General features: G+C 69.6%; 2 protein-coding genes. Both read left to right on the plus strand.

The window, feature by feature from the left end; all coding sequences use genetic code 11:
- Nucleotides 1–216, plus strand: a 216-nt coding sequence (gene yacG / locus IBX53_RS16150; protein WP_290911419.1) for a DNA gyrase inhibitor YacG, incomplete at its 5' end; no start/stop codon positions are given.
- A 7-nt stretch (nucleotides 217–223) separates the two neighbouring features.
- Nucleotides 224–1,102, plus strand: a complete 879-nt coding sequence (locus IBX53_RS16155) for a DNA replication terminus site-binding protein (RefSeq protein ID WP_290911421.1) — start codon at nucleotides 224–226, stop codon at nucleotides 1,100–1,102.
- Nucleotides 1,103–1,183: the final 81 nt, after the last annotated feature.

Genomic DNA, 1,183 nt, shown 5'->3' on the forward strand with positions numbered 1-1,183 from the left:
CGTCCCCTGGAAGTCGCCTGCCCCCAGTGCCGCAAGAAGGTCGTGTGGAGCGAGAAGAACCCCGACCGCCCCTTCTGTAGCGAGCGCTGCCGCCTGCTGGATCTCGGCGCCTGGGCGGATGGCAGCCACCGCATCGCCGGCGAGCCCGCCATGGACGAGACCGAGATCGACGAGATGATCCTGCGCGCCGAGCGTGGGTTCCAGGAGCCGGAGTGAGCCACCGTTGAGCCGCCCCGAATACCGCCTGCTGGCCGAACTGGAGGTAGCCTTCGACGCCCTGCTCGAGGCTGCCGAGGCGGTGTCGGCCGCCTATCGCCACCGCCCCGGCGCCTGCTGGATCTTCGGCGAGCCGGAACCGGTAAGCGCCGAGCGCGCGGCCGATTGGCTTCACCACGCCCTGCTGGATGTCTGGTACCAGGATGGCCAGGATGGCCGCGCCACCCGCACCCATATCGGGCTGGTGGCCGCCGATGAGTCACTGATGGAGGCGGTGGCCCGAACCAACGTCGCCAAGGCCGATTTCGCCGCCCTGCTCGCCCGCATCAAGGAGAGCGAGCCCGAGCTGATTCCCGAGGCGAAGGCCGTGCTGCCCTTCCGCCACCCCGAACTGCACGACCACCTGCGCGGCCAGGGCCTGGCCCGGGTGCATCTCAAACAGTGCTGGCGGGCGATCCCCGTCGCCGAGGCACCGCTGGCCCGGGTTCGCCTGGCCTGGTATTCGAGCGGGCGCTCCATCAAGCGCCTGACGGTGAAGGAGGCCGAGCAGAAGCTTATGAAGCTCGACACGGAGGCTGCCCACGTGCGCATCCAGCTGCGCAAGCTCGCCGGCATCCCGAGCGCAGAGCCGCTGGCCCAGGTGCAGCGCCAGGCCCCGCTGATGCGCGCCAACCTCTTCTACCGGGAATCCCTGGACGACGGCCGCACCCGCCGCGCCATGAACGTCGCCCTGCCCCTCTTCGTGCCCAGCGCCGAAGGCCGCCTGCCCGACCACAACCTCCCCCCGCTCGCGCCGCCCGAGCAGCGCACCCGCGCCAGAAGACGCGACGAGAAACTCGAGGACGAGCCCTTCCTGCCCAGCCTGCGGATCTATCGCTACCGATAGCCGGGAACAGTTACGCCATCAAGTTACTGGTGGGAGCTGGGCTCGGCCCGGCGAATGGCTGTGTTGCTGACGCCTTCATCT

Origin of the sequence: Halomonas sp. (genome assembly GCF_014859505.1) — a bacterium.
In the GTDB taxonomy this organism is placed as follows: domain Bacteria; phylum Pseudomonadota; class Gammaproteobacteria; order Pseudomonadales; family Halomonadaceae; genus Halomonas.